Source organism: Streptomyces sp. NPDC006283, assembly GCF_040613325.1.
In the GTDB taxonomy this organism is placed as follows: domain Bacteria; phylum Actinomycetota; class Actinomycetes; order Streptomycetales; family Streptomycetaceae; genus Streptomyces.
Genome location: NZ_JBEXRZ010000011.1, coordinates 46,453 through 72,653, shown reverse-complemented (window position 1 = coordinate 72,653; position 26,201 = coordinate 46,453). Strand labels below are relative to the sequence as shown.

24 protein-coding genes are annotated in these 26,201 nt (G+C 70.0%); 7 read left to right on the top strand and 17 right to left on the bottom strand.

What is annotated here, in order from left to right; genetic code table 11:
• Positions 1-136: 136 nt before the first annotated feature.
• From ppdK to ABZ070_RS04560, 5 genes are all read right to left on the bottom strand, one after another.
• Positions 137-2,845 (bottom strand): pyruvate, phosphate dikinase, encoded by a 2,709-nt coding sequence (gene ppdK / locus ABZ070_RS04580; RefSeq protein WP_356629855.1) that lies wholly within the window; start codon positions 2,843-2,845, stop codon positions 137-139.
• Positions 2,846-3,238: 393 nt separating this feature from the next.
• Positions 3,239-4,393, bottom strand: a complete 1,155-nt coding sequence (gene dusB / locus ABZ070_RS04575) for a tRNA dihydrouridine synthase DusB (RefSeq protein WP_356629853.1) — start codon at positions 4,391-4,393, stop codon at positions 3,239-3,241.
• A gap of 219 nt (positions 4,394-4,612) precedes the next feature.
• Complete coding sequence (locus tag ABZ070_RS04570) at positions 4,613-4,852, bottom strand: DUF6243 family protein (RefSeq protein ID WP_356629851.1); 240 nt, start codon at positions 4,850-4,852, stop codon at positions 4,613-4,615.
• Between the two features lie 210 nt (positions 4,853-5,062).
• Complete coding sequence (locus ABZ070_RS04565; protein WP_356629849.1) at positions 5,063-5,275, bottom strand: hypothetical protein; 213 nt, start codon at positions 5,273-5,275, stop codon at positions 5,063-5,065.
• Positions 5,276-5,378: 103 nt separating this feature from the next.
• Entirely contained in the window at positions 5,379-6,761 is a 1,383-nt protein-coding gene (locus ABZ070_RS04560) for a glycine--tRNA ligase (protein ID WP_356629847.1), read from the bottom strand.
• Positions 6,762-6,959: 198 nt separating this feature from the next.
• Here ABZ070_RS04560 and ABZ070_RS04555 point away from each other — a divergent pair, with 198 nt between their 5' ends.
• The 4 genes from ABZ070_RS04555 (at position 6,960) to ABZ070_RS04540 (ending at position 10,167) form a co-directional block, all read left to right on the top strand.
• The gene (locus ABZ070_RS04555) at positions 6,960-7,949 is read left to right on the top strand and encodes a metal ABC transporter substrate-binding protein (RefSeq protein ID WP_356629845.1); all 990 of its coding nucleotides are present in this window, start codon (positions 6,960-6,962) and stop codon (positions 7,947-7,949) included.
• 26 nt (positions 7,950-7,975) lie between these two features.
• A complete protein-coding gene (locus ABZ070_RS04550) occupies positions 7,976-8,740 on the top strand; it encodes a metal ABC transporter ATP-binding protein (protein WP_356629843.1) in 765 nt (254 codons plus the stop codon).
• Positions 8,737-9,654, top strand: coding sequence for a metal ABC transporter permease (locus tag ABZ070_RS04545; RefSeq protein WP_356629841.1), 918 nt, complete (start codon positions 8,737-8,739; stop codon positions 9,652-9,654). Before ABZ070_RS04550 ends, ABZ070_RS04545 begins: the two co-directional genes overlap by 4 nt.
• 81 nt (positions 9,655-9,735) lie before the next feature.
• Positions 9,736-10,167, top strand: a complete 432-nt coding sequence (locus tag ABZ070_RS04540; RefSeq protein ID WP_356629839.1) for a transcriptional repressor — start codon at positions 9,736-9,738, stop codon at positions 10,165-10,167.
• Positions 10,168-10,232: 65 nt separating this feature from the next.
• On the opposite strand, the gene ABZ070_RS04535 is transcribed toward ABZ070_RS04540, so the two are convergent.
• From ABZ070_RS04535 to ABZ070_RS04525, 3 genes are all read right to left on the bottom strand, one after another.
• Positions 10,233-11,075, bottom strand: a complete 843-nt coding sequence (locus ABZ070_RS04535) for an isoprenyl transferase (RefSeq protein ID WP_356629837.1) — start codon at positions 11,073-11,075, stop codon at positions 10,233-10,235.
• A 22-nt stretch (positions 11,076-11,097) separates the two neighbouring features.
• A complete protein-coding gene (gene recO, locus ABZ070_RS04530; RefSeq protein ID WP_356629835.1) occupies positions 11,098-11,844 on the bottom strand; it encodes a DNA repair protein RecO in 747 nt (248 codons plus the stop codon).
• Positions 11,845-11,918: 74 nt separating this feature from the next.
• Complete coding sequence (locus ABZ070_RS04525) at positions 11,919-12,140, bottom strand: hypothetical protein (RefSeq protein ID WP_356629833.1); 222 nt, start codon at positions 12,138-12,140, stop codon at positions 11,919-11,921.
• Between the two features lie 449 nt (positions 12,141-12,589).
• Between ABZ070_RS04525 and ABZ070_RS04520 the strand changes: the two genes are divergently transcribed.
• Entirely contained in the window at positions 12,590-13,957 is a 1,368-nt protein-coding gene (locus ABZ070_RS04520) for an FAD-dependent oxidoreductase (protein WP_356629831.1), read from the top strand.
• A 97-nt stretch (positions 13,958-14,054) separates the two neighbouring features.
• Here ABZ070_RS04520 and ABZ070_RS04515 read toward each other — a convergent pair whose 3' ends face one another.
• The 6 genes from ABZ070_RS04515 to leuA form a co-directional block, all read right to left on the bottom strand.
• Positions 14,055-14,882: a serine protease gene (locus ABZ070_RS04515; protein ID WP_356629829.1), complete on the bottom strand. Its 828-nt coding sequence runs from the start codon at positions 14,880-14,882 to the stop codon at positions 14,055-14,057.
• Between the two features lie 136 nt (positions 14,883-15,018).
• Entirely contained in the window at positions 15,019-15,693 is a 675-nt protein-coding gene (locus tag ABZ070_RS04510) for a response regulator transcription factor (RefSeq protein ID WP_356629827.1), read from the bottom strand.
• Positions 15,690-16,934, bottom strand: a complete 1,245-nt coding sequence (locus ABZ070_RS04505) for a histidine kinase (RefSeq protein WP_356629825.1) — start codon at positions 16,932-16,934, stop codon at positions 15,690-15,692. Before ABZ070_RS04505 ends, ABZ070_RS04510 begins: the two co-directional genes overlap by 4 nt.
• 112 nt (positions 16,935-17,046) lie before the next feature.
• Positions 17,047-19,104 (bottom strand): MMPL family transporter, encoded by a 2,058-nt coding sequence (locus tag ABZ070_RS04500; protein WP_356629823.1) that lies wholly within the window; start codon positions 19,102-19,104, stop codon positions 17,047-17,049.
• A 227-nt stretch (positions 19,105-19,331) separates the two neighbouring features.
• The gene (locus ABZ070_RS04495; protein WP_356629821.1) at positions 19,332-20,024 is read right to left on the bottom strand and encodes a TerB family tellurite resistance protein; all 693 of its coding nucleotides are present in this window, start codon (positions 20,022-20,024) and stop codon (positions 19,332-19,334) included.
• 205 nt (positions 20,025-20,229) lie between these two features.
• Positions 20,230-21,993: a 2-isopropylmalate synthase gene (leuA, locus tag ABZ070_RS04490; RefSeq protein WP_356629819.1), complete on the bottom strand. Its 1,764-nt coding sequence runs from the start codon at positions 21,991-21,993 to the stop codon at positions 20,230-20,232.
• 295 nt (positions 21,994-22,288) lie between these two features.
• On the opposite strand from leuA, the gene ABZ070_RS04485 reads away from it, so the two are divergent.
• Positions 22,289-23,350 carry a M4 family metallopeptidase gene (locus ABZ070_RS04485; protein ID WP_356629817.1) on the top strand — a complete coding sequence of 354 codons (1,062 nt, stop codon included), beginning with the start codon at positions 22,289-22,291 and terminating at the stop codon, positions 23,348-23,350.
• Between the two features lie 85 nt (positions 23,351-23,435).
• Positions 23,436-23,702: a protealysin inhibitor emfourin gene (locus ABZ070_RS04480; RefSeq protein WP_356629815.1), complete on the top strand. Its 267-nt coding sequence runs from the start codon at positions 23,436-23,438 to the stop codon at positions 23,700-23,702.
• Positions 23,703-23,753: 51 nt separating this feature from the next.
• Here ABZ070_RS04480 and era read toward each other — a convergent pair whose 3' ends face one another.
• The 3 genes from era to ABZ070_RS04465 form a co-directional block, all read right to left on the bottom strand.
• Positions 23,754-24,695: a GTPase Era gene (era, locus tag ABZ070_RS04475; protein ID WP_356629813.1), complete on the bottom strand. Its 942-nt coding sequence runs from the start codon at positions 24,693-24,695 to the stop codon at positions 23,754-23,756.
• A 181-nt stretch (positions 24,696-24,876) separates the two neighbouring features.
• Positions 24,877-25,230: a cytidine deaminase gene (locus ABZ070_RS04470; RefSeq protein ID WP_356629811.1), complete on the bottom strand. Its 354-nt coding sequence runs from the start codon at positions 25,228-25,230 to the stop codon at positions 24,877-24,879.
• A gap of 26 nt (positions 25,231-25,256) precedes the next feature.
• Positions 25,257-26,150 (bottom strand): helix-turn-helix transcriptional regulator, encoded by an 894-nt coding sequence (locus ABZ070_RS04465; protein WP_356629809.1) that lies wholly within the window; start codon positions 26,148-26,150, stop codon positions 25,257-25,259.
• Positions 26,151-26,201: the final 51 nt, after the last annotated feature.

The window sequence follows — 26,201 nt, the reverse complement described above, 5'->3', positions numbered from 1 at the left end:
GGCGGCGGCCCCGGTCCAGCGCTGGCAGTGGGACACCTACCGCCGACACGCGGGCTTCGACCACGCGCTCGTCCTGCGCTCTCCCGGCGGTCTGGGGGACCCCCACACTGATCCGGCCTGATCCAAACGAAAGACCCTAGCGGGAGTCGCTGCCCGACGACTGGGCCGCCGCGCGGCCGGCCTCGAGCCGCGCCACGGGGATGCGGAACGGCGAGCAGGAGACGTAGTCCAGGCCCACCTCGTGGAAGAAGTGCACCGACTCCGGGTCGCCGCCGTGCTCACCGCAGACGCCGAGCTTGAGGTCGGGCCGCGTGGCCCGGCCGGCCTCGACCGCGCTGCGCACGAGCGAGCCGACGCCGTCCTTGTCGATGGTCTCGAACGGCGAGACCCCGAAGATGCCCTTCTCCAGGTACGCGGTGAAGAAGCTGGCCTCCACGTCGTCCCGGGAGAAGCCCCACACGGTCTGGGTGAGGTCGTTGGTGCCGAAGGAGAAGAACTCCGCGGCCTCCGCGATCTGGCCTGCGGTCAGCGCGGCACGCGGCAGCTCGATCATCGTGCCGAGCGCCAGCTTCAGCTCGATGCCGGTCCGCTGCTGCACCTCCGCGATGACCTGCTCGGCCTCCTCGCGCACGATCTCCAGCTCCTGGACGGTGCCCACGAGCGGAATCATGATCTCGGCACGCGGGTCGCCCTTGGCCTCGATGCGCTGCGCCGCGGCCTCCGCGATGGCCCGCACCTGCATGGTGAACAGGCCGGGGATGACCAGCCCGAGCCGCACACCGCGCAGACCCAGCATCGGGTTCTGCTCGTGCAGCCGGTGCACGGCCTGCAGCAGGCGCAGGTCGTTCTCGTTGGAGTCCTTGCGGGCCTCCGCGAGGGCGACACGCACCGAGAGCTCGGTGATGTCGGGCAGGAACTCGTGCAGCGGCGGGTCGAGCAGACGCACCGTCACCGGCAGGCCGTCCATCGCCTCGAACAGCTCGACGAAGTCCTGCTTCTGCTGGGGCAGCAGCGCGCGCAGCGCCTCTTCGCGCTCGTCGTCGGTGTCCGCGAGGATCAGCTTCTCGACCATCTCGCGGCGCTCACCGAGGAACATGTGCTCGGTGCGGCACAGGCCGATGCCCTGGGCGCCGAAACGGCGGGCGCGCATCGCGTCCTCGGCGTTGTCGGCGTTGGCCCGTACCCGCAGGCGGCGCACCCGGTCCGCGTACGCCATGATCCGGTGCACGGCGGCGACCAGTTCGTCGGCGTCGTCGGCGCCGGCGTGCATCCGGCCCTCGAAGTACTCGACGACCGGGGAGGGCACGACGGGCACCTCGCCCTTGTAGACCTTGCCGGTGGAGCCGTCGATGGAGACGACGTCGCCCTCCTCGATGACGGTGCCGTTCACCGTCATCCGGCGCCGCTTGGTGTCGACCTCGAGCTCCTCGGCGCCGCAGACACAGGTCTTGCCCATGCCGCGGGCGACGACGGCGGCGTGCGAGGTCTTGCCGCCGCGCGAGGTGAGGATGCCCTCGGCGGCGATCATGCCGTCCAGGTCGTCGGGGTTGGTCTCACGGCGGATGAGGATGACCTTCTCGCCGGAGCGCGACCACTTGACCGCGGTGTAGGAGTCGAAGACGGCCTTGCCGACGGCCGCGCCCGGGGAGGCGGCGATACCGCGGCCGAGCAGCTCGGTCTTCGCCTTTTCGTCGAAGCGCGGGAACATCAGCTGTGCGAGCTGGGCGCCGTTGACGCGCTGGAGCGCCTCCGCCTCGTCGATGAGGCCCTGGTCCACGAGCTGGGTGGCGATGCGGAAGGCGGCACCGGCGGTGCGCTTGCCGACGCGGGTCTGCAGCATCCACAGCTGACCGCGCTCGATGGTGAACTCGATGTCGCACAGGTCCTTGTAGTGCGTCTCGAGAGTTTCCATGATCTGCATCAGCTGGTCGTACGACTTCTTGTCGATCGACTCGAGCTCGGCGAGCGGCACGGTGTTGCGGATACCGGCGACGACGTCCTCGCCCTGCGCGTTCTGCAGGTAGTCGCCGTAGACGCCCTGGTGGCCGGAGGCGGGGTCGCGGGTGAAGGCGACGCCGGTGCCCGAGTCGGGGCCGAGGTTGCCGAAGACCATGGAGCAGACGTTGACCGCGGTGCCGAGGTCACCGGGAATGCGCTCCTGGCGGCGGTAGAGCTTGGCGCGGTCGGTGTTCCAGGAGTCGAAGACCGCGTGGATGGCGAGGTCCATCTGCTCGCGGGCGTCCTGCGGGAAGTCGCGGCCGGCCTCGGCCTTGACGATCTTCTTGAACTGCTTGACCAGCTTCTTCAGGTCCGCCGCGTCGAGGTCGGTGTCGACGGTGACCTTCTTGGCGGCCTTGGCCTCGTCGAGAGCCTCCTCGAAGAGCTCGCCGTCGACACCCAGCACGGTCTTGCCGAACATCTGGATGAGGCGGCGGTAGGAGTCCCAGGCGAAGCGCTCGTCGCCGGCCTGCTGGGCGAGGCCCGCCACCGACTCGTCGGAGAGACCGATGTTGAGGACGGTGTCCATCATGCCGGGCATCGAGAACTTGGCGCCCGACCGTACGGATACCAGCAGCGGGTCGTCGGCCTGGCCGAGCTTCTTGCCCATCGCCTGCTCGAGGGCGTCGAGGTGGGCGCTCACCTCGTCGCGGAGCGCGCCCGGCTCTTCGCCGCTCTCGAGGTAGACCTTGCACGCCTCGGTGGTGATCGTGAAGCCCGGAGGGACCGGGAGACCGAGGTTGGTCATCTCGGCGAGGTTCGCACCCTTCCCGCCGAGAAGGTCCTTGAGGTCTTTGTTGCCCTCGGTGAAGTCGTAGACGAACTTCTGATCTTTGTTTTCCGACACGGGTCTCGACTCCTCGAGGACTCGGTGGCTGCCCTGACGGCGAGGAACATACCCAGATCGAAGGCGTGTGGGTACGTCCACTTGCGCGTCATACGGCCTTAACCACTCGTCCGCCAGCAGATCGAAAGTGCTTGAGGAGGTCGGAGGTATAGACCCTTCTCTTCAACTCCTGAACGAATGATCACGGAACGCGTCTGAACCCGGTAGAGAGGAGCACACAGAGTCACATGTCACTCAATGCCTCGAAGGCCAAAAGGGTGGCACTGAGTGCCACCCTTTGAGAGATGCAGTCGTCCGGAAATCGCTCATCTGAGCGCATCCCCTATCAGGGGTGGCGAGGATCACGCCGCTCGGGACGGCGGAATTCCATCATCCGGACCGCGTCGGTGGTCGTCAGCCGCCTGACGTGTCCAGTTCCGCGTCGGCGCTGACGCCCGCGCAGTCGTACGGGTCCCTCAGCCAGCCGTCGGGCAGTACGACCCGATTGTTCCCGGATGTCCGCCCGCGAGGGCCGTCGGCGCCCGTGGGCCACGACTGGTCCAGATCCAGCGCGCTCAACTGAGCGCCCAGCTCGTCCAGCGACGAGGTGATCGCCAGCTTCTTGCGCATGTCGGAGCCGACCGCGAAGCCCTTCAGATACCAGGCCACGTGCTTGCGGAAGTCGATCACGCCGCGCGACTCGTCGCCGATCCACTCCCCCAGCAGCGTCGCGTGCCGGAGCATCACGTCCGCGACCTCGCGCAACGTCGGCCGCGCGTACTCCCCCGGGCGCCCCTCGAAGGCCGCCACCAGGTCCGCGAACAGCCACGGCCGCCCGAGGCACCCTCGGCCCACGACCACCCCGTCGCAGCCCGTCTCGCGCACCATCCGCATCGCGTCGTCCGCCGACCAGATGTCGCCGTTGCCGAGCACCGGGATCTCCGGCACGTACTCCTTGAGGCGGGCGATCGCGTCCCAGTCGGCCGTTCCGCCGTAGTGCTGCGCCGCCGTGCGCCCGTGCAGCGCGATGGACGTGACGCCCTCCTCGACCGCGATACGGCCCGCGTCGAGGTAGGTGATGTGGTCGTCGTCGATGCCCTTGCGCATCTTCATGGTGACCGGCAGGGGGCCGGCGTTGGACACGGCCTCGTGCAGGATCGCCCGCAGCAGCGGCCGCTTGTACGGGAGGGCGGAGCCGCCGCCCTTGCGGGTGACCTTGGGGACCGGGCAGCCGAAGTTCAGGTCGATGTGGTCGGCCAGGTCCTCGTCCACGATCATCCGCACGGCCTTGCCGACGGTGACCGGGTCCACCCCGTACAGCTGGATCGAGCGCGGGGTCTCCGACTCGTCGAATTGGACCAACTGCATCGTCTTCTCGTTGCGCTCGACCAGCGCCCGCGTGGTGATCATCTCGCTGACGAACAGCCCCTTCCCGCCGCTGAACTCGCGGCACAGCGTGCGGAAGGGGGCGTTGGTGATACCGGCCATGGGCGCGAGGACCACCGGCGGCTGCACCGCGTGCGGGCCGATCCGGAGGGTGTTCGTGGAGGCGGGGGCGAGCGTGGTCATTCGCCCATTGTCGCGCACCGCCCGGAGCGGCTGTGGGCCACGACCGAATCCGGGACGCACGGGGCCCGAATCCGTGACGCACGAGAGCCCGGTCCGGGACGCAGGAGAGCCCGGTCCGGGACGCAGGAGAGCCCGGTCCGGGACGCACGAGAGCCCGGTCCGGGACGCAGGAGGGCCCGGACCACCTCTGCGGTCCGGGCCCTCGTGTGCTGCTGTTCGTCAGGCCTGGCCCTCCTGCGGGGCCGCGGTGTCCGCCTGGGAAGCGGCCTCGGCGCCCTGCGGCTGCTCCTCCGACTTGCCCTGCGCGCGCTCGCGCATCTTGCGCAGCAGTTCCTGCTTCTGGTCGGCGGCGGCCTTGCGGCTGGCATTACGGGTGGGGCCGTTGCCCTGCTGTTCGGCGCGGGACAGCTTCTTGCGCTGTCCGCCGACGCCGAGGAGGTTGTTCCGGCTCTTGGCCATGGGGCTCTCCCATTGGTGGTGAGAAGTGACTCGGGAAACGTCGGACGGGGGCGGAAGACCGCCGCCCTCTCACTCGTAGATCTGGAAGAACGAAGACATGCCGGAGACGCTACCGTGCCGGGCGGGGCGATGACACCAGGTTTTCGGGCGGGGTCACACGGACGAGCGTCGTCCGCGGGCGCGGCCCGGCCGGCCCAAGGCGCCTCGGCCTCAGCTGTCCTGGGCCGTCGGGTCCACCGTCGCCTGATGCGCCTCTGCGAGGTGCTCCTCCGCCTTGAGCCACGGCAGGAACTGCGCGTTCTTGCGCCAGTCGCAGGTGCCGCAGGTCAACTGCCGCTGCACCCCCGCTTTTTTGACCTGCACGACGTGTTCCCGCCCGTGCTGGTCCCATCTGGCGACCTTGCTGGTGGTCATCGACGGCATGTGCGCCTCCTGTGCCCGGCCGAATCCGGAACGGCGTGGGCCCAGTGTGCACGAAGCCCCCGGTTCCGTTACCCGGAACCGGGGGCTTCGAACGCCACGGAGCTCAGCAGCCCAGCAGGCGGCTGCCCAGGTAGCCCTGGATCTGGTCGAGCGAGACGCGCTCCTGCTTCATGGTGTCGCGCTCGCGCACGGTCACCGCGTTGTCGTCGAGGGTGTCGAAGTCGACGGTGACGCAGAACGGGGTGCCGATCTCGTCCTGGCGACGGTAGCGCCGGCCGATGGCGCCGGCGTCGTCGAACTCGATGTTCCAGTTCTTGCGCAGGTCGGCGGCGAGGCCCTTGGCCTTCGGCGAGAGCTGCGGGTTGCGGGACAGCGGCAGGACGGCGACCTTGACGGGCGCGAGGCGCGGGTCGAGGCGCATCACGGTGCGCTTCTCCATGACGCCCTTGGCGTTGGGGGCCTCGTCCTCGTTGTAGGCGTCGAGGAGGAAGGCGAGCATGGCGCGGCCGACACCGGCGGCGGGCTCGATGACGTACGGCGTCCAGCGCTCGCCGGCTTCCTGGTCGAAGTACGACAGGTCCGTGCCGGAGGCCTTGGAGTGCGCGGAGAGGTCGTAGTCGGTGCGGTTGGCGACGCCCTCGAGCTCGCCCCACTCGCTGCCGCCGAACTGGAAGCGGTACTCGATGTCCGCGGTGCGCTTGGAGTAGTGGGAGAGCTTCTCCTGGGGGTGCTCGTACCATCGCATGTTCTCCTCACGGAGACCCAGGTCGCGGTACCAGTTCCAGCGCTGGTCCATCCAGTACTGCTGCCACTCCTCGTCCTCGCCGGGCTTGACGAAGAACTCCATCTCCATCTGCTCGAACTCACGGGTGCGGAAGATGAAGTTGCCCGGAGTGATCTCGTTCCGGAAGGACTTGCCCATCTGCGCGATGCCGAACGGCGGCTTCTTGCGGGAGGTCTGCTGCACCTGGCCGAAGTTGGTGAAGATGCCCTGGGCGGTCTCGGGACGCAGGTAGGCGACCGAGCCGGAGTCCTGGGTGGGGCCGAGGTGGGTGGAGAGGAGCCCGGAGAACTGCTTGGGCTCGGTGAAGGTGCCCTTGTTGCCGCAGTTGGGGCAGTTCAGGTCGGCGAGGCCGTTCTCGGGGAGGCGGCCGTGCTTCTCCTCGTACGCCTCCTCGAGGTGGTCGGCGCGGTAGCGCTTGTGGCAGGAGGTGCACTCGGTGAGCGGGTCGGTGAAGGTGGCGACGTGGCCGGAGGCCTCCCAGACCTCGGTGGCCAGGATCACCGACGAGTCGATACCGACGACGTCCTCGCGCGAGGTGACCATGTAGCGCCACCACTGGCGCTTGATGTTCTCCTTGAGCTCGACACCGAGCGGTCCGTAGTCCCAGGCGGCCTTCTGACCGCCGTAGATCTCGCTGCACGGGTAGACAAAGCCACGGCGCTTGCTCAGGTTGACGATGGTGTCGATCTTGTCGGCGGCCACGGTGCTCTCTTCATTACGACGGTGACGAATAGGAAGGGGCGGCGCGAAGCGCCTCGGTGAGGGGTGGTGGTCGGGAGACGGGCGGGCTAATGCTTCAGGTTACCGGCGGCCGCACCCTCCGGATCAAATCGGTGGGGTGATGGAGCGGGCCACAGGGTTTATTGACAATCGTTTCCGACTTTGTTGAAAATGAGTGTCATGAACGTACGACGCCTCATACCCACCGCCGCCACCACCGGAGCGGTCGCGCTCGGCCTCATGGCCGTCTCCGCCTGCTCCACGTCCGACGCCTCCGGCGTCGACGGCGACGGCAAGCTGAAGGTCGCCGCGTCGTTCTACCCCATGCAGTATCTCGCCGAGCAGATCGGCGGCGACAACGTCTCCGTCACCGCCCTCACCAAGCCGGGCGTGGAGCCGCACGACCTGGAGCTCAAGCCCCGCCAGACCGCCGAGCTGAACGACGCCGGCCTGATCCTCTACCTCAAGGGTGTGCAACCCGCCGTCGACCAGGCCATCGAGGAGTCGACCGCGCAGCACAAGGTGGACGCCACCACCCTCACGAAGCTGGAGCACCACAGCGCGGAAGGCGGCCACGACCAAGGCCACGACCACGGTCACGGCGAGGGCCACGAGGAGGCCGGGCACGAGGACCACGAATCCGAGGCCGGCGCCGACCCGCACATCTGGCTCGACCCCGTGAAGTACGCCGAGGTCGCCAAGGGCGTCGGCGCCCGGATGGAGAAGGCCGACCCCGAGCACGCCGGGGACTACAAGAAGAACACCGACGCGCTCGTCGCGAAGCTCACCACCTTGCACACCGACTTCGAACAGGGCCTGAAGAACTCCGCCACGAAGACGTTCATCACCACGCACTCCGCCTTCGGCTACCTCGCCGAGCGCTACGGCCTGGACCAGGAGAGCATCTCGGGCGTCGACCCGGAGTCCGAGCCCAGCCCGGCCCGCGTCAAGGAGCTCCAGACGATCGCGAAGAAGGACAAGGTCACCACCGTCTTCTTCGAGACGCTCGCCAGCGACAAGACCGCGAAGACCCTCGCCGAGGACACCGGCCTGGGGACGGACGTCCTCGACCCGCTCGAGGGAATCACCGACAGCTCCAAGGGCGACGACTACGTCGAGGTCATGCGGTCCAACCTCGCCGCGCTGCAGAAGGCTCTCGGCGCGAAGTGAACCGATCCCACGAGAGGCGGCACCCCATGAGCACCGAGCCGGTCATATCCGTCCGCGGAGCCCGGGCGACGCTCGGTTCGCGTCCCGTCCTGCGCGGCATCGATCTCACCGTCCACCGCGGTGAGGTCGTGGCCCTGCTCGGAGCCAACGGCTCCGGCAAGTCCACCGCCGTACGGTCCGTGATCGGCCAGGTGCCGCTCACCGACGGCCGGGTCGAGCTGTTCGGCACCGAGCTGCGCCGCTTTCGCCAGTGGGCCCGGGTGGGCTACGTCCCCCAGCGCACGACCGCCGCGAGCGGCGTGCCGGCGACCGTGCGGGAGGTCGTGGCCTCCGGCCGGCTCTCACGCGCCCGCTTCGGGTTGCCCTCGCGGGGCGACCGGGCGGCCGTGCAGCGCGCCATCGAGCTCGTCCGCCTGGGTGACCGTGCCAAGGACTCGGTGAGCGCCCTGTCCGGCGGGCAGCACCAGCGGGTGCTGATCGCCCGCGCGCTCGCCTCCGACCCCGAACTGCTGATCATGGACGAGCCGATGGCGGGCGTGGACCTGGCCAGCCAGGAAGTGCTGGCGGGGACGCTGCGCGAGCAGGTCGCCGCCGGGGCGACGGTGCTGCTGGTGCTGCACGAGCTGGGCGCGCTGGAGCCGCTGATCGACCGCGCCGTGGTGCTGCGCGACGGCTGCGTCGTCCACGACGGGCCGCCGCCGGAGGCGGTCGGGCAGCACGCCCTGCCCGGGCACGACCACGTACATCCGCACGCGGCCGACGAGCCGCTCCGCACGGGACTGCTGACATGATCCTGGAAATGCTCGAGACGCCGTTCATGCAGCGGGCGCTGATCGCGGCGCTGCTGGTCGGCATCACCGCTCCCGCCGTCGGCATCTACCTGGTGCAGCGCCGGCAGGCGCTGATGGGCGACGGAATCGGCCACGTCGCGATGACCGGTGTGGGTCTCGGCTTCCTGCTGTCGACCAACCCCATCTGGATGGCGACGCTGGTCTCGGTGCTCGGCGCCGTCCTGATGGAGCTCATCCGTACCTACGGCCGCACCCGCGGCGACATCGCGCTGGCCATGCTGTTCTACGGCGGCATGGCGGGCGGTGTGCTGCTGATCGAGCTCTCGGGCAACGGGTCCACGGCGAAGCTCACCACCTATCTGTTCGGCTCCCTGTCCACGGTCTCCGACGAGGACGTCTGGGCGATCGTGCTGCTCGCGGCCTTCGTGGTCCTGGTGTCGGTGGGTCTGCGGCGGCAGCTGTTCGCGGTCAGCCAGGACGAGGAATTCGCCAGGGTGACCGGCCTGCCGGTGCGGGCGCTGAACCTGCTGGTCGCGGTGACCGCCGCGGTCACGGTGAGCGTCGCCATGCGCGTGGTGGGTCTGCTGCTGGTCAGCGCCCTGATGGTGGTGCCAGTGGCCGCCGCGCAGCAGATCTCGCGGTCGTTCAAGGCGACGTTCGCGCTGGCGGTGGGGATCGGCGTGGCGGTCTCGATGACCGGAATCACCACGTCCTACTACCGGGACGTGCCGCCCGGCGCGACGATTGTGTTGCTCGCCATCGCCGTGTTCATCGCGCTGACCGCACTGGCCGCACCGCTGGCGCGGCGGCGGGCAAAGGCGGCGGAGACCGGCGGTGCGACCGGGCCCGGAGCGGCGGAGTGCACGGTGGACATGCCGGGCAGCCGAGGCCCGGAGGACGACGTCAAGGTCTGAGCGCGCGGCGGGCCCGCACTGCCGCGCGTGCGGCCTGGCACAATGGCCCGACATATGTGCGGGCGAAGCGAGGAGGCACCTGTGACCACGGCGCCAACCGGCGGGAACACCGCCCCGGTACGAGGCCGGTCGACCCGGCAGCGGGCCGCGGTGGCGGCGGCGCTCGACGAGGTCGACGAGTTCCGCAGTGCGCAGGAGCTGCACGACATGCTCAAGCACCGCGGCGACTCGGTGGGCCTGACAACGGTCTACCGCACGCTGCAGTCCCTCGCCGACGCGGGCGAGGTGGACGTACTGCGCACCAGCGAGGGCGAGTCGGTCTACCGGCGCTGCTCCACCGACGACCACCATCACCACCTGGTGTGCCGGATGTGCGGCAAGGCCGTGGAGGTCGAGGGGCCCGCTGTGGAGCAGTGGGCCGAGACGATCGCCGCGCAGCACCGCTTCGTGAACGTGGCGCACACGGTGGAGATCTTCGGCACCTGCGAGGAGTGCGCGGCGAAGACGGGCTGACCGGTACGGCTGTGGCCCGCACACCCGGCTCGTCCGGGGTGCGGGCCACAGCCGTACCTGCCTGATCAGGCGGGGGTGTCCGGCCTGCCCCGCATCGCCTCGAGCTCCTCGTTCGGGATCGCCCCGCCGAAGCGGCGGTCGCGCTGCGCGTACTCGAGGCAGGCACGCCACAGGTCGCGGCGGTCGAAGTCGGGCCACAGCACGTCCTGGAACACCATCTCGGCGTAACTGGACTGCCAGATCAAATAGTTGGAGGTGCGCTGCTCGCCGCTGGGACGCAGGAACAGGTCGACGTCCGGCATGTCCGGGTAGTAGAGGTACTTCTGGAACGTCTTCTCGTTGACCTTCGACGGGTCGAGCCTGCCCGCCGCCACGTCCCGGGCGATGGCCTGCGCCGCGTCGGCGACCTCGGCCCGGCCGCCGTAGTTGACGCAGAAGTACAACGTCATCGCGTCGTTGTCGACGGTCTGCTCCTGGGCGATCTGGAGCTCCTGGACGACCGACTTCCACATCTTCGGCATGCGCCCGACCCAGCGGATCCGGATGCCGAGCTCGTTCATCTCGTCGCGCCGGCGGCGGATGACGTCCCGGTTGAAGTTCATCAGGAAGCGCACCTCGTCGGGCGAGCGCTTCCAGTTCTCGGTGGAGAAGGCGTAGAGGGAGAGGTTCTTGACGCCCATCTCCAGGCAGCCCTTGAGCACATCGAGCACGACGCCCTCGCCGACCTTGTGGCCCTCGGTGCGGGGCAGCCCGCGCTCCTTGGCCCAGCGGCCGTTGCCGTCCATGACGCACGCCACGTGGTTCGGCACCAGCTCGGCCGGGATCCTGGGCGGGCGTGCGCCGGAGGGGTGCGGCTCGGGGACCTTGTACTCGCGGCGGGACCGGCCCAGGATTCCGCGTCGTGCCATGCGGCTCACATCTCCTATTTCGCTACTTCTCTACGTACCTCAGGGAGCGCAGTCCGCGCTCCAGGTGCCAGTGCAGATAGGCGGACACCAGCCCGCTGCCCTCCCTGACGTGGCGCGCCTCGCACGCGTCCGCCGTCGGCCAGTCGCCGGTCAGCAGCGCGCTGAGCAGCCCGATGGCCTCCGCAGAGGGTACGACGCTGCCGGGCACCCGGCAGTCGCCGCATATGACCCCGCCCGCCGCGACGGAGAAGAACCGGTTGGGCCCGGGCAGTCCGCAGCGCGCGCAGTCGTCGAAGCTCGGCGCGTAGCCGTTGACGGCGAGGGAACGAAGCAGGAAGGCGTCGAGCACCAGATGCGGCGCGTGCTCGCCCCGCGAAAGGGTGCGCAGGGCGCCGACGAGCAGCAGATACTGCTGGACGGCCGGCTCGCCCTCGTGATCGGTGAACCGCTCGGCGGTCTCCAGCATGGCGGTGCCGGCGGTGTAGCGGGCGTAGTCGGTGACGATGCCGCCGCCGTAGGGGGCGATGGTCTCCGACTGGGTGCACAGCGGCAGCCCGCGACCGACGAGCTCGCTGCCGCGCGCGAAGAACTGCACGTCGACGTGCGAGAACGGCTCGAGCCTGGCACCGAACTTGGATTTGGTGCGCCGCACCCCGCGCGCGACTGCGCGTACGCGACCGTGACCGCGGGTGAGCAACGTGATGATGCGGTCCGCCTCACCCAGCTTCTGGGTGCGCAGGACGATGCCGTCATCACGGAACAGGCTCATGGCCCCATTCTCCCGTACCGGTCAGGGCCGCCGGCCCCGGGTTCGTCACTGCTCTTCGTCATTGCGGGGGGACCTCACGTCACCTCCCCGCGGCTGCGGGCGTTCACGTACGCCGTCGTCGCGCTGATCTGCTCGGCGATCGTCGCGGGGCGCACCGCGTCGGGGGCGCACTCCCACTCACGGCCGCCGCCGACAGGCCGAAGGCTCAGCCGCGGGCCCGCCTCGCCCATGAGCCGGCCCACGCGGCCGGTGCGGGTGTCGACGACGTACGAGCCGATGGGCGGCACACCGCTCATGGCGCCTCCCCCCGCTCCCCGGGCAGGCCGGCCGCGATCACGAGCACGGTCCCGGAGCGTTTCAGAGCGACGCGCGATGTGTTCACGGCTTCCTCCGCCTGTGCCAGCAAGTCACCGTGCGACGCGGTGCTTTCCGTTGCCCGACATGATTTCCCTCTCATGGTCGGCTTCACGAATCGCATGACGGCGGTACCGCTGCGCGACTACTCTGATCAAGAGTGTGTCTGCTTCGAACCGACGGCACTTTCGAGCAATGACCGTCGCGTCCGTACGCGACGCGGCCGAGGGGACCGTGCGCCCAGCCCTCCCCGGACCGCCCATCAAGTCGGCCTTTGAGAAGGCATAAGTGTGCCTTATGAGGTCATAGACCAGGGGTGAGTACAAACTAAGGCTTGCCTTTGTTTAGGGTTACCGACGAGCCAGTTGTCGCCGCTCGAAGGGAACCTGTCATGCCCCGCCCCTTGCGGGTAGCCATCGTCGGAGCCGGCCCCGCCGGGATCTACGCCGCCGATGCGCTGCTGAAGTCCGAGGTGGCCGCCGCCGACCCCGGCGTGTCCATCGACCTCTTCGAGCGTATGCCCGCGCCCTTCGGCCTGATCCGTTACGGCGTCGCCCCCGACCACCCGCGGATCAAGGGCATCATCACGGCTCTGCACCAGGTGCTCGACAAGCCGCAGGTCCGGCTCTTCGGCAACGTCGACTACCCGAACGACATCAGCCTCGACGACCTGCACGAGTTCTACGACGCGGTGATCTTCTCGACCGGCGCGGACGCCGACCGGGCGCTGAAGATACCGGGCATCGACCTCGACGGCTCGTACGGTGCGGCGGACTTCGTGTCCTGGTACGACGGTCACCCGGATGTGCCGCGCACCTGGCCGCTGGAGGCCGAGAAGGTCGCCGTGCTCGGCGTCGGCAACGTCGCGCTCGACGTGGCGCGCATCCTCGCGAAGACGGCGGACGAGTTGCTGCCGACCGAGATCCCGCCGAACGTCTACGACGGGCTCAAGGCCAACAAGGCGCTCGAGGTGCACGTCTTCGGACGCCGCGGCCCGGCGCAGGCCAAGTTCAGCCCGATGGAGCTCCGGGAGCTGGACCACTCCCCCAACATCGAGGTCATCGTCGATCCCGAGGACATCGACTACGACGAGGGCTCGATCGAGACCCGCCGCGGCAACAAGCAGGCGGACATGGTCGCGAAGACGCTGGAGAACTGGGCGATCCGGGACGTCGGCGACCGGCCGCACAAGCTGTTCCTGCACTTCTTCGAGTCGCCGACCGCGATCCTCGGCGAGGACGGCAAGGTCGTCGGCCTGCGCACCGAGCGCACCGAGCTGGACGGCACGGGCAACGTCAAGGGAACGGGCGAGTTCAAGGACTGGGACGTGCAGTCGGTCTACCGGGCCGTCGGCTACCTCTCGGACGAACTGCCCAAGCTGCCTTGGGACGTCGACTCGGGCACGGTCCCCGACAAGGGCGGCCGCGTGATCGAGGAGACCGGCGAGCACCTGCAGTCCACCTATGTCACGGGCTGGATCAGGCGCGGCCCCGTCGGTCTGATCGGCCACACCAAGGGCGACGCCAACGAGACGGTGTCCAACCTCCTCGACGACTACGCGAACGGCCGTCTGCACGAGCCGCTTTCGCCCGCCCCCGAGGCGGTCGAGGCCTTCCTCGCCGACCGGAACGTGCGCTGGACGACGTGGGACGGCTGGTACCGCCTGGACGAGGCGGAGAAGGCCCTGGGTGCCCCGCAGGGCCGCGAGCGCGTGAAGATCGTGGAGCGCGAGGACATGCTCAAGGCGAGCGGAGCGTAGTCCGGACCCGGAGGGCCGCGGTCCAAGGCCCGGGCAGTGCGAAGGGGCTCGGCGGCATCGGTCGCCGGGCCCCTTCGGCGCGCCTGCGCCAGGAACCCTACGGCTTGGGCACCGTGCAGCCCGCGCGGTCGAGGTCGAGGCGGCTGCCCGGACCTATGCAGGCGGCCAGGGTGTACGTCTGCTGGCCGTAGTTGATGCCATGGCGAACCGTGACGGTGCCGTTCTCGTCGACCTCGCACGGGTTGTTGTCCGTGCAACGCCCGCCGCTCTCGTTGCCGGTGTTGTTGACGGCGACGACCTTCCCGGTCGCGGTGTCGACGACCGGCGAGCCGGAGGTGCCGCCGATGGTGTCGCAGCTCGAGGTGTAACGGACGGAGTCCTTCCAGGTCCAGGAGCCCTCCTTGAGGCGGTACGCGAAGCCGTCGACGTCGCAGCTGTAGATCCGCTTCCAGTACCCGGAGACGACCTTGATGTCCGTGCCCTGCGCCGGCCGGGCGGCGTCGAGCTCCAGCGCCTTGATGCCGTAGCTCGACTCGATCTGGCCGTAGCTGCTGGTGAGTTGGTACAGCGAGACGTCGGTGTCGGTCATCGTCCCGTACGCGATCTTGGCTGCGCGGAGCGTGGCGACGCGTGTGCCCGCGGAGTCGAGCAGCCCGAAGCTCCGCGAGGAGGCGCGGTCGACCACGACCTGGCCGGGGGCCGGGAAGCCGGTCTCCAGGCAGTGGCCGTTGGACATGACGAGCGCCGGGTCGCTCGGCTGCGCGTCTGCGGTACGGACCACGGCACCGGAGCAGTTGCTGAGCGCGACCGTGCCGGCGAAGTCCACCGCCCTTGCCGGGACATCCGTTTCGGCGGCGACGGCCGGTGCGGCGCCCGCTCCGAGGAGCGTGAGCGCGAGCAGCGTGCCGGCGAGAGGCTTGTTCATGTGGGGGTCCCCTCAATGCGACGTGAGTGGCCGAAGCGACGGGCTTCGACTTGTCATGCGCATTGTTGAGGTACGCCTCTGGGCCGACAAGGCTCTGTTTCAGGCCACTCCCCGTTGAGCCGGGCCACCCGCCCGGTCAGACCTCTCCCGGGCTCACCAGCCCCGACTCGTAGGCGATGATGACCAGTTGGGCTCGGTCACGGGCGCCGAGTTTGCCCATGATGCGGCTGACATGGGTCTTGGCCGTCAGCGGGCTCAGGCCCAGTGACTCGGCGATCTCCGTGTTGTTCAGCCCCCGGGCCACCAGCGTCAGGACCTGCCGTTCGCGGTCCGTGAGCCCGTCCGGGCCCCCGGCCCTCGGCATCTGCGGGGCGCTGAGGACACGGGCGATCAGCCGGGACGTCGGGCCCGGCGAGAGCAGGGACTCCCCCGCCGCGACCGTACGGATCGCCGCCAGCAGCTCCGCCGGCCTGGTGTCCTTCACCAGGAAGCCCGACGCACCGGCCCGCAGCGCCTCGACGATGTGCTCCTCGGTGTCGTACGTGGTGAGGACGAGGACTTTCACGCCGGCCAGGTCGTCGTCCGCCGCGATCAGGCGGGTGGCCTCGATCCCGTCGAGCTCGGGCATGCGGATGTCCATGACGACCAGGTCCGCCCGTTCACTGCGCGCCAGTTCGACGGCTTCCGCGCCCGTGCCCGCCTGTCCGACGACCTCCATGTCGCGGGCCGACTCCACCAGCATCGCGAACGCGGCCCTCACCAGCGTCTGGTCGTCGGCGAGCAGGACACGGATCGGGTTCACGGGGTTCATACGGCGGCCTCCGACGGCTGCAAAGGCAGGATTGCGGCGACTTCGAAACCGGGTCGGTCGCCGCGCGGCCCCGCCGACAGCGTGCCGCCCACGCTGCGGGCCCGCTCGCGCATCCCGACGATGCCGAAGCCCGTGCCGGGCCGCTGCACCGACGCGTTCCCGTCATCGGTGACCCCGACCCGGAGGGCACCCGCTTCCAGGACCACCCTCACGGTGATGCGTACCCCTGCTCCCCCGTGCCGCACCGCGTTCGTCAGCGACTCCTGCACGATCCGGTACGCGGCCGCCTCCACGGCGGGCGGCATCGGGGCGCCGCCCGTCTTCAGCGTCAACTCGGCGCCCGCAGTGCGCGCGAGACCGGGGAGCGCCGCCAGGTCCGGCAGCGGACCGTCGCAGTCGGGTCCGTCGGCGCGCAAAACTTCCAGTGTGGTGCGCAGTTCGCCGCGCGCGGTGCGGCAGGTCTCCGCGATGTCGTCGAGTGCCCTGGCGATCGCGGCCCGGTCGAGCCGCTCGGGGTCGACGGTCAGGACATGGGAGGCGACGGACGTCTGCACACCGATCAGGGTGATGGAGTGGGCGAGCAGATCGTGCAGATCGCGGGCGATCCTCAGTCGTTCCTCGGCGACCCGGCGCGCGGCCTCCTCCTCCCGGGTCCGCTCGGCACGTTCCGCGCGGCCCACGACGGACGCGATGTAGCGGCGGTAGGTGCGTACGTCGACACCGAAGACGAGGACGGCGAGGATCCAGCCCGAGGTGCGCAACGACTCCAGGCCCTCGTGGGCACCGACGTTGAACATGATCGTCAGGGTGACGCCCATGACGAGGCAGCCGACGAAGCAGGTGTACAGGGGGCGCGCGGTCGCGGCGACGGTGTAGAGGGCGAGGAGGGAGGCGGGCACCGGCGCGGCGTGGGTGTTGTCGAGCGCGTGGTACGGCCCGATGCACGCCAGGACGGCCACCAGGACGTGGCTCGGGTACGAGCGCCGCCACACCAACGGCACGACGCTCCCGGCGAGCAGCGCCCAGCCGACGGCGTCCGGCCTGCGACCGTCGTCGACGAGGAGCGCGAGCGCGACGGAGAGCGCCCCGACGGACGCGGCGACGAAGGCGTCGTTGCGCGTGCGGTGGGGAGTGGCAAGGGGGTCGCGACTGACGGCGTTGAGCACGCGCTCGCCGAGGCGGAGACGGGTGGGTGGCTGCGGCACGGGTCCATCCTCGGTTAACGGTTGCGTTTTCCCCATCCCTCGCCCTCCCCGTGCGGACGGGGCCCACCGGGCCCCGTACCACGCGAAGCATGGACGGAGCCCGGCGAGAGTCCCGGTCCCGAAGGGGCGGGCCGGCAGGAACGGCTCGTTACGGTCGGGCCACCGGTTCCCGTGGCGCCGTCACCACCGGCGCCGGCGCCCGCCGGCTCAGCGGACCCGGCCACCACACCCGCCGGCCCAGCAGCAGGCTCGCCGAGGTCACCAGATACGTGCGGACCAGGAACGTGTCCAGCAGGACGCCGACCGCGACGAGGAAGCCCATCTGGAAGAGCGGCACCAGCGGCAGGTTCATCAGGACGGTGAACGTCGCGGCGAGCACGATGCCCGCGGAGGCGATCACCCCGCCGGTGGTGCGCAGCGCGGTCAGCGCTGCCGCCGCCGGCTCCGCGCCGGACAGTGCCTCCTCGCGCATCCGGTGCATCAGGAAGATGCCGTAGTCGACGCCGAGGGCGACGAGGAAGACGAACGAGAGCAGCGGAATGCTCGGGTCGAGCCCCTCGAACCCGAAGACCGGCTCGAAGACGAGTCCGCCGAGGCCCATCACCGCTCCCCACACCGCCACCACGGCCGCGGTGAGCATCAGGGGCGCGACCAGACTGCGCAGCAGAACGACGAGGATCAGCAGCACCGCCACGAGCACGAGCGGGATGACGACCTTCTGGTCGCGTGCGTTGGTGTCCGCGAGGTCCAGCTGCTGGGCGCTCGGCCCCCCGACGTGGGCGCCGTCGAGATTCGCCCTCAGCGCCTTGATGGTGGCGGTCTCACCGGGTGTCTCGGGTGCGTCCTTCGCGAAGACCGTGATCTCGGTCCAGCCGTCTCCGGAGCGCCCGGCGTGGGCTGCCGCCACACCTTCGGTGCGGCGCGCCTCGGCGAGCGCCTCCTCGGCGGTACCGGCGGGCGCGATGACGGTGACCGGCTGGGTACTGCGGTCCGGGTACGCCGCGGAGAGCTGTGTCATCGCGGAGACGGACTCGGGCTGTCGCGTGAAGGTGTCCTCCTGGGCCAGGTTGCCCGGCAGGTTGAACGCGCCCAGCGCCAGGGCGCCCAGCAGCAGCACCCCGGAGACGAGGACGGCGGTGGGCCTGCGGCCGGCGGAGCTGCCCATCGCGGCGAACAGCGACCGGCGTTGCGAGACCTCGGAGCCGTACGCGGGAACGAGCGGCCAGAACACCCGGCGGCCGAGCAGGACGAGAACAGCCGGCAGCAGCGTGAGCATGGCGGCCAGCGCGCACACGACACCCACGGCGCCGACCGGGCCGAGGCCACTGGCGCTGTTGAGGTCGGCGACGAGCAGGCACAGCAGTCCGGCGGCGACCGTGCCGGACGAGGCGAGGACGGCGGGGCCGCAGCCGCGCAGGGCGGCGAGCATCGCGTCGTAGGGCCGCTCGACGCGGCGGAGTTCCTCGCGGTAGCGGGCGACGAGCAGCAGGGCGTAGTCGGTGCCGGCGCCGAACACGAGGACAGTCATGATCGCGGCGCTCTGGCTGGTGACGGTGAGATCGAAGCCCTGGACGAGGCCGTAGACGAGCGCCTGTGAGGCGACGGCCGCGACACCGACGACGGTGAGGGGGACCAGCCACAGGAACGGGCTGCGATAGGTGAGGATCAGCAGCACGGCGACGACGAGCACGGTCGCGATCATGAGGGTGCCGTCGATGGTCTCGAAAACCTTCTCCATGTCGGTCTGCAGGGCGCCGGGCCCGCCGAGTTCCACCCCGAGTCCTTCGGCCGGATCCGCGGCGAGACGGCTCCGCACGTCGTCGACGAGCGCGGTGCGGGCGTCGTTGTCGGTGCCGGGCCCGGTGGTGGACAGCGGGTACATCAGCGTCGCACCGTCCTTCGACGGGATGCCCTCGGGCGGGCCGCCGTCGAACCGGTGCGCGCCGGTGATCGTGTCGACCTGCTGCTGGGCGTGCGTCCGGTCGGCGGCGGTGAGTCCGCCGTCGCGGTGGTAGACCACGACCAGTTCGGTGGACTCGCCGCCCGGGAGCGCCTGTTCGATCCTGGCGACCTGGGTGGAGTCGGCGCTCGCGGGAAGATAGTCGACGATGTTGTCGCGCTGGGCGTCGCCGAGTTTGCCCGCGAAGGGGGCGGCGAGGGCGATGACGGCGATCCACAGGACGACGATCGCCCAGGGCACGGCCATGCGGCGCGCGGTGGGCCTCGATGGCGGTGGTGCGGTCGCGGTCGGTACGGGCCCCATGGGTGTCTCCCCTTCATCACGGGCGTCCGGTGGCGGAACGCATCACCAGACTCCCGCCGGCAAGGGGCGGTTTCGTCGCGCGCAGGGGCGAGACGGGGGCTACTGCGCAGGGTGGCCCGGCAGGCTGCGTACTCCCCGGGGAGTACGGCGGCGGGAGCAGTCGGCCCTGCTCAGAACGGCGTCCGCGCCGTCTCCAGAAGCCGCGTGGTGTCGTCGTCGCACAGCTGCAGCGCCGCGCCGACCGTGGTCAGGACCTCACGCTCGGCCGGGGTGTAGGGACCGTCGGCGAGGGCGATCCGCGCGCCCTGCAGCAGGATCGATTCGCGCCCGGCCGGGGCCAGGTGGGGGGCCAGCGGTTCCAGCGCCTCGTGGAGCTCGATGGCGAGCGCCGCTCCGTACGGCCCGGCATCCGCGACGTACCGTCCGGTGTCGGCGGCGAGCGCCTCGATCAGGGAGGTGAGCTGGTCCTCCGTGCAGTCGTCGAGTCCGGCGGCACGCACCGCGTGGACGGCGGTCTCGCGAACCGTGCGGGAGGAGGTGCCGCCGGAGGCGAGGACGGCGAGGGCGACCGTATGCACCGCGTCCCTGAGCATCGCGGAGAAGCGGCCGGTGGTGGGATGGTCGAGGGCGTCCATGCCGAAGTGGGTGTGGCAGGCGGCGCATTCCACCACGGGTCCTGCGAGACCACGCGGCAGCAGCGGCACTCCGAGGACCGTGAAGCGGCGCCGGCCCGTGCGACGCCGGTAGTTGCGGTCGCCACCGCATTCGGAGCAGAAGAACTCTCCGTCGCCGACGGTGCTCCAGGACGTGTGCACGCCGCATACCCGCAGTTTTCGGACGAACAATCCCCGGGCTGGCAGCACGTCGCACCTCCGTAATGCTGCGGCAACACTGCCGCGTTGACGTGATGTTAGCCACACGGATGATGTCGCGTCAGCACCCCGGCGCGAGGACGAATCGACATGGCCGATTCCGCTCCCTGGCACAGTACGTGCACAACACCGCAAAACGCCGGGCCCGCTCCGGATCGAGCGGGCCCGGCGATCGGGTGGGAAATCCGGCGGCGTACTAGCGGGCCGCGCGGTTGACTGCGGACACGACCGCCTTCAGGGAGGCGCGGGTGGTGTTGGCGTCGATGCCGATGCCCCACAGCACCTTGCCGTCGATCGCGCACTCGATGTACGAGGCGGCCAGCGCGGACGCGCCCTCGCTCATCGTGTGCTCCTGGTAGTCCAGCAGGCGTACATCGACACCCACGGCGTTCAGCGCCTCGAAGAAGGCGGAGATCGGACCGTTGCCGGAGCCGGTCAGCACCGTCTCTTCGCCGTCGACGACCGCCTCGACGGTCAGCGTGTCGACGCCGTCCTTGTCGGTGGTGGTCTGGCCGGAGCGGATCTGGATGCGCCCCCACGGGTTCTCGGGGTTCGGCAGGTACTCGTCCTGGAAGACGGACCAGATCGCGGCCGGCGTGACCTCGCCGCCCTCGGTGTCGGTCTTGGCCTGGATGATCCGCGAGAACTCGATCTGCATCCGGCGCGGCAGGTCCAGCTTGTGGTCGTTCTTCAGGACGTAGGCGATACCGCCCTTGCCGGACTGCGAGTTGACGCGGATGACGGCCTCGTAGGAGCGGCCGACGTCCTTCGGGTCGATCGGCAGGTACGGCACGGCCCACTCGATGTCGTCGACGCTCTTTCCTGCGGCGGCCGCGTCGGCCTCCATCGCGTCGAAGCCCTTCTTGATGGCGTCCTGGTGGGAGCCGGAGAAGGCCGTGTAGACCAGATCGCCCGCGTAGGGGTGGCGCGGGTGGATCTCCATCTGGTTGCAGTACTCGCTGGTGCGACGGATCTCGTCGATCTGCGAGAAGTCGATCTGCGGGTCGACGCCCTGCGAAAACAGGTTCATGCCCAGGGTGACCAGGTCGACGTTGCCGGTGCGCTCGCCCTGCCCGAACAGGCAGCCCTCGATACGGTCCGCGCCCGCCATGATCGCCAGTTCGGCGGCGGCCACGGCGGTGCCGCGGTCGTTGTGCGGGTGGACGGACAGGCACACGTGCTCGCGCCGGGTCAGGTTGCGTGACATCCACTCGAACCGGTCGGCGTGGGTCGACGGCGTGGAGCGCTCGACGGTGGCGGGCAGGTTGAGGATGATCTCGCGGCCCGGACCGGGCTGCCACACGTCGCAGACCGCCTCGCAGACCTCCAGGGCGAAGTCCAGCTCGGTGTCCGTGAAGATCTCGGGGCTGTACTGGTAGCCGAAGGCCGTCTCGGGGCCCAGCAGCTTGTCCGCGTACTCCATCACCAGGCGGGTGCCGTCGACGGCGATCTGCTTGATGTCGTCCTTCGAGCCCCGGAAGACGACCCGGCGGAAGGTGGGTGCCGTCGCGTTGTACAGGTGCACGGTCGCGCGCCCGGCGCCGACGATCGACTCGACAGTGCGCTCGATCAGGTCCTCACGTGCCTGCGTCAGCACGGAGATGGTGACGTCGTCGGGGATCGCGCCCTCTTCGATGATGGAGCGCACGAACGCGAAGTCCGTCTCGCCGGACGACGGGAAACCGACCTCGATCTCCTTGTAGCCCATGCGTACCAGCAGGTCGAACATCTCGCGCTTGCGGGCGGGGCTCATGGGGTCGATCAGGGCCTGGTTCCCGTCGCGCAGGTCCGTGGACAGCCAGCGCGGGGCCTTGGTGATGCGCTGCTCGGGCCAGGTGCGGTCGGGGATCTCGACGGCCTCGTACCGGCCGTACTTGTGGATCGGCATGCCGGACGGCTTCTGGGTGTGCGTCGTGTTGGTGATCGGGGTGGGGCGGCCGATCCACTGCGACTGAGACATTGCGTAGGGCTCCTCGGGTCCTTCGGAGAGGGACGGCCGACTGTGTCGAAGCAGCACCAGACTCCGCGGGGAGGGGGTCGGCCTACGACTACAGGCCCTCGCCGCGGCAGCTAAGGAGAAGCAGCCCGAAACGCATGATGCTCAGCACACTAGCCGAGTCGCGGCGGGAGCGTGGGTCCCGTTTCAGTATGCGGGACGACCGAACGGTAACGGGCAAATGTGGCAGATCACTCCATTTCATTAATCGACCTCACTTTGCGTGACAGGCCTTTCACGTGCTGCCAGATTGCCGGACATGAGTATCCCCTCCCCCACCCCCGCCTTCTGCGGCATCGTCCCGCCGCACATCCTCGACAAGCTCACCCGCGCCGACGACCCTGCGATCTCCGGCCCCGCCCGTCGCACCTTGCAGGCCGACGCCGCACAGCGCACCGGCCGCCGGCTGACGACCGTCGTCGGTGCTGCCGCACGCGCGGTCGCGTCCCCGGCCGACGGACCGCGCCGCACCGTCTACGACGCGCTGGGCGGCACGGCGCTGCCCGGCACCCTGGCCCGCGGCGAGGGCGAGGAAGCCGTCAAGGACGCGACCGTCAACCGCGCGTACGCGGGCCTCGGCGCGACCTTCGAGCTGCTGACCGCGTACGGGCGCAGCTCGATCGACGGGGCGGGCCTGCCCCTCGACGCCTCCGTGCACTTCGACGAGAAGTACGGCAACGCCTTCTGGAACGGCGAGCAGATGGTGTTCGGCGACGGTGACGGCGAGATCTTCGTCGACTTCACGGTCGCGGTCGACGTGATCGCGCACGAGCTGGCGCACGGCCTGACCCAGTACACGGCCAACCTGAGCTACTTCGGCCAGCCCGGAGCCCTCAACGAGTCGGTGTCCGACGTGATGGGCTCGCTGGTCAAGCAGCGGACCCTCGGGCAGAGCGCGGAGGAGGCGGACTGGCTGATCGGCGCCGGCCTGCTCACGCCGCGCGTCAGTGGTGTCGCGCTGCGCTCGATGAAGGCACCGGGTACCGCGTACGACGACGACGTGCTCGGCAAGGACCCGCAGCCCGCGACGATGGAGGACTACGTCCGCACGGGCCGCGACAACGGCGGCGTCCACATCAACTCGGGGATCCCCAACCACGCCTTCTACCTGCTCGCCACCCGGCTGGGCGGGCGGGCGTGGGAGCGGGCGGGGCAGATCTGGTTCGACGTGCTGACCGGCGGCGATCTGCAGGTGGACGCCGACTTCGCGAGCTTCGCCCGCCTCACGGTGTCCGCGGCGCGTGCGCGGTACGGCGAGGGCCAGGAGTACGAGGCAGTACTGAAGGCGTGGTCGCAGGTCGGCGTGGACACCGCCGACTGACACCCCCGCGGCGGACCGGGGAGTGCCGTGCGGCAGGGTCGCTCCCCGGTGTCGCCCGGCCTCGTTCCGTACTAGAACGGGAACCATGCGTATCCAAGTAAGGCGTACGGGAGGATTCGCCGGGATCGAGCGTCTCGCCGAGGTCGACACCTCGGGGCGGTCGGATGCCGACGAGGTGCAGGCGCTGGCCGAGCAGGCGGTCTCCGAGGCCAGAAGGACCCCGCCCATCGGGGTCCCCGACGGCTTCAGTTACCAGCTCACGGTGGACGGGCTCACGGTCTACTGCTCCGACCCGCGGCTGACCGAGGCCCAGCGGCATCTGATCTCGCTGGTGCTCAAGGAAGGGGGGTGACGGGGGCCCGCCTCCGGGCCCGCCGTCACCGGACCCGGACGGGGCTCCGGCTCAGAAACCCAGCTTCCGCAGCTGCTTGGGGTCGCGCTGCCAGTCCTTGGCGACCTTCACATGGAGGTCCAGGAAGACCGGCGTGCCCAGGAGCGCCTCGATGTGCTTGCGCGACTTCGTGCCGACCTCCTTCAGTCGCTTGCCCTTCGGGCCGATGATGATGCCCTTCTGACTGGGACGCTCGATGTAGACGTTGGCGTGGATGTCCAGCAGCGGACGGTCCGCCGGACGGTCCTCGCGCGGCAGCATCTCCTCGACGACCACCGCGATCGAATGCGGCAGCTCGTCCCGCACGCCCTCCAGCGCCGCCTCGCGGATCAACTCGGCGACCATGACCTGCTCCGGCTCGTCCGTGAGGTCGCCCTCCGGATAGAGCGGAGGGCTCTCGGGAAGCATCGGCACCAGCAGGTCGGCGACCAGCTGCACCTGAGAGTCGCCGACGGCGGAGACCGGCACGATCTGCGCCCACTCGATGCCCAGCTCCCTGCCCAGCGCGTCGATCGCGATGAGCTGCTCGGCCAGCGTCTTGGAGTCGACCAGGTCCGTCTTGGTGACGATCGCGACCTTCGGCGTCTTCTTGATCCCCGCCAGCTCCTTGGCGATGAACCGGTCACCGGGGCCGAGCTTCTGGTCCGCGGGCAGGCAGAAACCGATCACGTCGACCTCGGCCCACGTGGTGCGCACCACGTCGTTGAGCCGCTCACCGAGCAGCGTGCGCGGCTTGTGCAGCCCCGGGGTGTCCACCAGGATCAGCTGGGCGTCCGGGCGGTGCACGATGCCGCGCACCGTGTGCCGGGTCGTCTGCGGCCGGGTGGAGGTGATCGCCACCTTCTGGCCGACCAGAGCGTTCGTGAGGGTGGACTTGCCCGCGTTCGGGCGGCCGACGAAGCAGGCGAAGCCGGCCCGGTGGGGGGCTTCGGGAGACTGGGTACGAGCGCTCATGGCGCCCATTCTCCCTGATGCCGACGGCCCTCCGTCACGCGCCGCCGCGCGGTGCGCGTCCGGGTAGGCGTCCGGGACGAGGACTCGGCCCCGCCAGGGCCGTCCCGTACGGCCCGTCAGCCTGCCCTGACCGGGCCTTTGCCGTGACGACGGGCCTTCAAGACCGCCGCGACCGTGGCCTTCAGCCCGCCGTCACCGTGGCCTTCAGTTCGCCGTCCGGGCCCGCCAGCAGCACCGGGGTCGCGGCACCGCCCAGATCCCGTACCGCCGCACGGTCCTCGTCCGAGGGGGCATCGGTGTCGGAAACGACCGCGGCGGCCTCCAGCGACTTGGCGCCGCTGGCGACGGCCATGGCCACCGCGGTCCGCAGCGCGCTGAGCTTGAGCGAGTCCAGGGCGACGGTCCCGGCGACATAGGTGCGGCCGGTCTCGTCGCGTACGGCGGCGCCTTCGGCCACACCGTTGCGGGCCCGGGCGCTGCGCGCCAGCGTGATGATCTTGCGGTCCTCGGGGCCGAGGTCGGTGCTCTGCGTCATGCCCTGAGCATAGATCGGCACGGTGATCACCCCGCCACGGGATACATCGAGCCGCGCCGGCCCTCGGGGCTCGCCAGCCACGCCAGTTTCGCCGCTGTGTCCGTCGTCGCGTCCGGCACCGGGGTGTGCATGACGATGACCAGGTCCGGGCGGGCCGGAATCCTCAGCTGGGTGGACTCGATGACCAGCCGGCCCACCAGCGGATGCGTCATCTCCTTGCGGATCTGCCCGCCGGGCGCGATGTCGCGCCGGTCCCACAGCTCAGCGAACTTGCCGCTGGCCGCCTTCGCTTCGGCGACGACGGCCTGGAAACCTTCGTCGTCTGGGCATTCGGAGCACGCGGCCCGGAACTGGGCGACGACCTGTGGTGCGATCTCCTCCCAACCGGAGCTGCGCGACCGGTAGATGGGGTCGGTGAAGTACGCGATCAGACAGTTCTGCACGACATCGGGACGCATACCGAGCACCGCCGCCGCCGCCTCGTTGTACATGACGGTGTTCCAGTAGCCGTCCATGATGTGCGCCGGGAACGGCATCCACGCATCGATCAGCCGCCGCAGCCCCGCGCACATGTTCCGGTCGTCGGGATCCACCTCCGGGGCGGGCGGGTTGAGCCCGGCGAGCACGTACAGATGCCGTCGTTCCGCGCTGCTGAGCCGCAGCACCCGGCCCACGGAGTCCAGGACCTGCGGCGAGACGGTGATGTCCCGGCCCTGTTCCAGCCACTGGTACCAGGAGACCCCGACCCCGGCGAGGACCGCGACCTCCTCCCGGCGCAGCCCCGGCGTACGGCGACGGGCGCCGCCGTCCGGAAGCCCCGCCTCCGCCGGCGTGATCCGGGCGCGTCTGCTCATCAGGAACTCGCGCAGCTCGCCCAGGCGGTGCGCCTTCAAGGCGTCCTGCTCGGCCGACGTGGCCACGTACTCCCCCTGTTCGCCTCAACTGGTGGTGCGGCCAACAGGATAAGTTCC

Excerpts from the sequence above, each read along its gene's own strand:
- dusB (WP_356629853.1), bottom strand. The coding sequence starts at position 4,393 with ATGACCACGCTCGCCCCCGCCTCCACGAACACCCTCCGGATCGGCCCG.
- ABZ070_RS04570 (WP_356629851.1), bottom strand. The coding sequence starts at position 4,852 with ATGGCCAAGAGCCGGAACAACCTCCTCGGCGTCGGCGGACAGCGCAAG.
- ABZ070_RS04565 (WP_356629849.1), bottom strand. The coding sequence starts at position 5,275 with ATGCCGTCGATGACCACCAGCAAGGTCGCCAGATGGGACCAGCACGGG.
- ABZ070_RS04555 (WP_356629845.1), top strand. The coding sequence starts at position 6,960 with ATGAACGTACGACGCCTCATACCCACCGCCGCCACCACCGGAGCGGTC.
- ABZ070_RS04550 (WP_356629843.1), top strand. The coding sequence starts at position 7,976 with ATGAGCACCGAGCCGGTCATATCCGTCCGCGGAGCCCGGGCGACGCTC.
- ABZ070_RS04545 (WP_356629841.1), top strand. The coding sequence starts at position 8,737 with ATGATCCTGGAAATGCTCGAGACGCCGTTCATGCAGCGGGCGCTGATC.
- ABZ070_RS04535 (WP_356629837.1), bottom strand. The coding sequence starts at position 11,075 with ATGGCACGACGCGGAATCCTGGGCCGGTCCCGCCGCGAGTACAAGGTC.
- recO (WP_356629835.1), bottom strand. The coding sequence starts at position 11,844 with ATGAGCCTGTTCCGTGATGACGGCATCGTCCTGCGCACCCAGAAGCTG.
- ABZ070_RS04525 (WP_356629833.1), bottom strand. The coding sequence starts at position 12,140 with ATGAGCGGTGTGCCGCCCATCGGCTCGTACGTCGTCGACACCCGCACC.
- ABZ070_RS04520 (WP_356629831.1), top strand. The coding sequence starts at position 12,590 with ATGCCCCGCCCCTTGCGGGTAGCCATCGTCGGAGCCGGCCCCGCCGGG.
- ABZ070_RS04515 (WP_356629829.1), bottom strand. The coding sequence starts at position 14,882 with ATGAACAAGCCTCTCGCCGGCACGCTGCTCGCGCTCACGCTCCTCGGA.
- ABZ070_RS04510 (WP_356629827.1), bottom strand. The coding sequence starts at position 15,693 with ATGAACCCCGTGAACCCGATCCGTGTCCTGCTCGCCGACGACCAGACG.
- ABZ070_RS04505 (WP_356629825.1), bottom strand. The coding sequence starts at position 16,934 with ATGGGGAAAACGCAACCGTTAACCGAGGATGGACCCGTGCCGCAGCCA.
- ABZ070_RS04500 (WP_356629823.1), bottom strand. The coding sequence starts at position 19,104 with ATGGCCGTGCCCTGGGCGATCGTCGTCCTGTGGATCGCCGTCATCGCC.
- leuA (WP_356629819.1), bottom strand. The coding sequence starts at position 21,993 with ATGTCTCAGTCGCAGTGGATCGGCCGCCCCACCCCGATCACCAACACG.
- ABZ070_RS04485 (WP_356629817.1), top strand. The coding sequence starts at position 22,289 with ATGAGTATCCCCTCCCCCACCCCCGCCTTCTGCGGCATCGTCCCGCCG.
- ABZ070_RS04480 (WP_356629815.1), top strand. The coding sequence starts at position 23,436 with ATGCGTATCCAAGTAAGGCGTACGGGAGGATTCGCCGGGATCGAGCGT.
- era (WP_356629813.1), bottom strand. The coding sequence starts at position 24,695 with ATGAGCGCTCGTACCCAGTCTCCCGAAGCCCCCCACCGGGCCGGCTTC.
- ABZ070_RS04470 (WP_356629811.1), bottom strand. The coding sequence starts at position 25,230 with ATGACGCAGAGCACCGACCTCGGCCCCGAGGACCGCAAGATCATCACG.